The organism is Rhodoblastus sp. (assembly GCF_052145335.1).
Taxonomy (GTDB): Bacteria; Pseudomonadota; Alphaproteobacteria; order Rhizobiales; family Beijerinckiaceae; genus Rhodoblastus.
Window position 1 is genome coordinate 1 of record NZ_JBKQOU010000340.1, and the last position, 3,880, is coordinate 3,880.

The window sequence follows — 3,880 nt, forward strand, 5'->3', positions numbered from 1 at the left end:
GCTGCTCAAAAATATTTTATCTTTATTTATAAGTGTCTTGGTTTGTCATATTGGGGCTCAATCGGAATTCGGGTAACTTAGGGGTATCCGCGCGATGGTTTTTCGCACTTCGAACAAGGCTCCAAATTGCCAAAGGGATATCCAAAAGACGGTCAGAAGAGGCGGCACTCAACAAACCGCTGTGCGGTTTGCCGTCATCCTGAGCGCCCCCGTATTGAAGCGCTGCATTGCGCCGGCGCATCGCTGGACAAGCTTTCCGAACAGTTTGACCTTCATCGGGACGCCATATGGCGCCACATGGGCCGCCACGTCAGCGACGATAAAAAGGCCACGTATCTGATCGGCGCGGGCAAGCTGGCGAAGCTCGCCGAGCACGCAGCGGAGGAAAGCCAATCCGTCCTCGAATATTTCGCCATCCTTCGATCGGCGCTGTTCTACCAGCTGGACCGGCTCGCCGCCGCCGATGATCACTCTGGCGTGGCGGCCATGGCGGCGCAACTGACGACCGTCTTGAAGGAGATCGCCCGCATCACGGGCCAGGTAACGACGATCGCTAATTCGACCGTGATCAACGTCCAGAACAACGTTCACATTCTGAACAGCGCGCCGTTCGCGGACCTGCAAGCCGGGCTGCTCCAGGTTTGCGCTGCCCATCCTGCGGCGCGCGCCGACATTGTCGCGCTCTTCAAGAGCCTGAACGATCGTTACAGCGGCCACTCTCCGAAGCTGATCAATGTCACGACGGCGAAGGAGGCTGCCCGTGTTTGATGCCCATGATCAATCGATCTTTGAGCGTCTCGCCTCCGCCCTTCAAGACGATTGGGCGGCCAAGGCCCGTCCGGAACAATTGCCGCCGCCAGGTGATGATTGGACGACCTGGCTCATTCTGGCGGGCCGTGGGTTTGGCAAAACGCGCACCGGGGCCGAATGGGTCAGGTCTCTTGCTGAGGCCGCCACCGTCCATCGTATCGCCTTGGTTGGGCCGACCGCTGGCGACGTACGCGACACGATGGTTGAGGGCGAAAGCGGGCTTTTGTCGATCTGCCCGAACTGGAACAGGCCAGTCTATGAACCGTCAAAGCGTCGCCTGACCTGGCCGAACGGTTGCATTGCAACGATGTTTTCGAGCGAAGAGCCGGACCGTTTGCGCGGACCGCAGCACGGCGCGGCGTGGTGTGACGAGCTGGCGGCGTGGAACAACGTCGAAGACACGTGGTCGATGCTGCAATTCGGTTTGCGCCTTGGTGCCCGCCCTCGGCAGCTTGTCACGACGACGCCGAAGCCGGTCAAAATTCTAAAAGAACTGGTAAAGAATGAAGACGGCAGCGTCGTCATCGTTCGCGGATCAACCTACGACAATCGGGCCAACCTCGCGCCGACCTTCTTTAGCCAAATCGTTCGGAAATATGAGGGGACGCGTCTCGGCCGCCAGGAATTGAACGCCGAGCTTTTGGAGGATATCGAAGGCGCTCTGTGGTCGCGTGACGTGATCGAGCGCAGCCGCATTGCACAACGTGCACTCCCCGACTTGCAGCGCATTGTTGTCGCCATCGATCCGGCCATTTCCAACCATGAGGACAGCGACGAAACCGGGATCATCGTTGCAGGCGTCGGGACCGATGGCCGGGGCTATATCCTCGAAGATATTTCGGGCCGCTACTCTCCGACCGAATGGGCGAAGGTGGCGATCAGCGCCTACCGCCGCCATCGGGCCGACCGCATCATTGCTGAAAGCAATCAAGGCGGAGCGATGGTCGAAAGCACTCTCCGCGCTGTTGACGCTTCGGTCCCTGTCCGCCTCGTCCACGCCTCGCGCGGCAAGATCGTCCGGGCCGAGCCCATCAGCGCTCTTTATGAGCAACACCGCGTCTCGCATGTCGGCCTGTTCGACCAGCTCGAAGACCAATTATGCAGTTTTGCGCCGGGTTCCGCGAAGTCGCCGGACCGCCTAGACGCCCTCGTTTGGGCACTAACCGAATTGATGCTGGGTGAAGAATTCAGCGTCGAAGTGTGGATGCGTGCCTATGCGGGTGAAGGCATCTTAGCAGCGTATTTAGGTCAGCAGAATGCAGCAAATAACACGGAGGATTAAAAATTGTACACAATGGACGCTTCACTATTCGGGCGGGCAGCACCGAAACCGAAATACACCCTTTCGGTGAAGGACATGGCGACGCTCCGACGCATCGCGGGAACTCATCCAAACGCCAGGCGCAAGGTTGCGGACGCGGCGCCGATGTCGGCGGAAGAGGCCGAGGCCGCTCACAAGTCGGAAATGCAGCGGAAAAATTTGGCGAAGCTCCGCGAGCAGCGCGATGCTCAGCTCGCGCGTAGCCAGGCAATTGCTGACGGCCTGAAAGACGCAGTCCGCAAGATTTGGCCGAACGCTTGGAGGGGCAAATGAGCCAGGCCGAGCGCGAAAAACTTCAGGCTGCGATTGACGCCTATCATCATGGCGTCGATGACGTACAAAAAGCCGGTGAGACCTTGGAGCGGGCGAATGCCTTCCTCGCCGGCCTCAAGGCGCATGTTTCCGAGTTTAAAGACCTCGACGATGAGATTGCGACCTCGCGGGCCGCGAATATCGAAAACGCATTGGCTGCCGGCGAGACGCCGACGCTGGATGCCTCGCCGGAGTTGGTCGCAGCCGCGGCGAAGAAGGTCGACGCCGAAAACAAGCTGGCCGGCGCGAGGGCTGCCGTTTCCGCGATCGAAAAGAAACTCTCGGACCTCAACGAAAAAGTTGCTCGGCTAGATCTCGAAAAGGAATGGGCGGTCGAAGCGGTTCTTGCGGCCGAGGCGCATGGCGCCGCCGTCGCCTTTAATGAAAAACTCGCCGACATGCGCCGCGAATATTTCCGACTGTTCGCCATGGTGAACCAGTGGGTTCGTGTCGATCCGCAGACGCGGCCGGCGCCCGCCTACCCTGGCCAGCCCGTTCCGACAAAGCGTCCCATCGATGTCTCGCAGGACGTTAAGAACGCCATCGGCGAAATTGCCGTCCTTGGAAATCACGAAGAGCGCAACGGGCTGGCGATGCGCGATGAAGCCGCGAACGCCGTCAACGGGCTATTCTCGCTGCTGCAATACACCGCCGGCGCGACGATTGAGGATGCGATGCTTTGATGAATACCGCTGCGATTAGTACGCCGCAGCGGCGCGGCAAGTTGGCGAGTGCTGCGGTCAAAACAACCCCAACAGCTCGCGGAGGTCTCCAGCCTCGTGGCGAGCAATGCCGCCCCTCAGTTGTGTGCATCCGGCTGAGGGGCGGCTCCATTTTTTGGAAGGATTGAGAAATGTCACAGTCGGAAGTCCTGAAAGAATTATTCATCAAGCTCGGATACAAGATTGAGGGCGAGAGTCAGTTCAAGGCTGCGACGCGTCAGGCGGTTGTTGAGGCGAAAATTCTCGCCGACGTTTTGGAGGCGGGTGCGAAAGCCTTCGCCAATATGCTGGTCACAGCCGCGCGCGGCCTAGATCAGATGTTCTATGCGTCGTCACGCATAGGCGCCAGCGTCAAGAACATTCAGGCGGTGGAATATGCGGCCTCGCTGCTTGGATCGACTGTAGAGGCTTCGCATTCGAGCCTTGAGGCGTTCGGGAATTTCCTGCGCTCGCAGCCCGGCGCGAAAAAGTTCATTGAGAACCTTGGCGTCTCGCTCAAGGACGCCAATGGCCATATCAAGGACACGGCGGAACTTTTCCTCGGCGTCATCGATAAAATAAAATCCCAACCCTATGCGCAGCAGAAAAAATATTGGGAAATTTTCGGCATTGACGAAAACACTTGGCGGGCGCTGTCTGATCCGAATGCCAAGGGATTTCTGAACGAGAAGAATTCCATCTTTAAGCGCCTTGGCCTTGATCCGGATCAGGCAGC

General features: G+C 58.7%; 5 protein-coding genes. All 5 read left to right on the forward strand.

Annotated elements, in window-relative coordinates; all coding sequences use genetic code 11:
- Nucleotides 1-297: 297 nt before the first annotated feature.
- Nucleotides 298-768: a hypothetical protein gene (locus ACLP2E_RS20695; protein ID WP_442461141.1), complete on the forward strand. Its 471-nt coding sequence runs from the start codon at nt 298-300 to the stop codon at nt 766-768.
- A complete protein-coding gene (locus ACLP2E_RS20700; RefSeq protein ID WP_442461140.1) occupies nt 761-2,092 on the forward strand; it encodes a DNA-packaging protein in 1,332 nt (443 codons plus the stop codon). The genes ACLP2E_RS20695 and ACLP2E_RS20700 overlap by 8 nt, the downstream gene beginning before the upstream one ends.
- Before the next feature lie 3 nt (nt 2,093-2,095).
- Nucleotides 2,096-2,404 (forward strand): hypothetical protein, encoded by a 309-nt coding sequence (locus tag ACLP2E_RS20705; RefSeq protein WP_442461139.1) that lies wholly within the window; start codon nt 2,096-2,098, stop codon nt 2,402-2,404.
- On the forward strand, nt 2,401-3,126 hold the full coding sequence (locus tag ACLP2E_RS20710; RefSeq protein ID WP_442466978.1) for a hypothetical protein: 726 nt from the start codon (nt 2,401-2,403) through the stop codon (nt 3,124-3,126). The genes ACLP2E_RS20705 and ACLP2E_RS20710 overlap by 4 nt, the downstream gene beginning before the upstream one ends.
- Before the next feature lie 170 nt (nt 3,127-3,296).
- Nucleotides 3,297-3,880, forward strand: a 584-nt coding sequence (locus ACLP2E_RS20715; RefSeq protein ID WP_442466979.1) for a hypothetical protein, incomplete at its 3' end; no start/stop codon positions are given.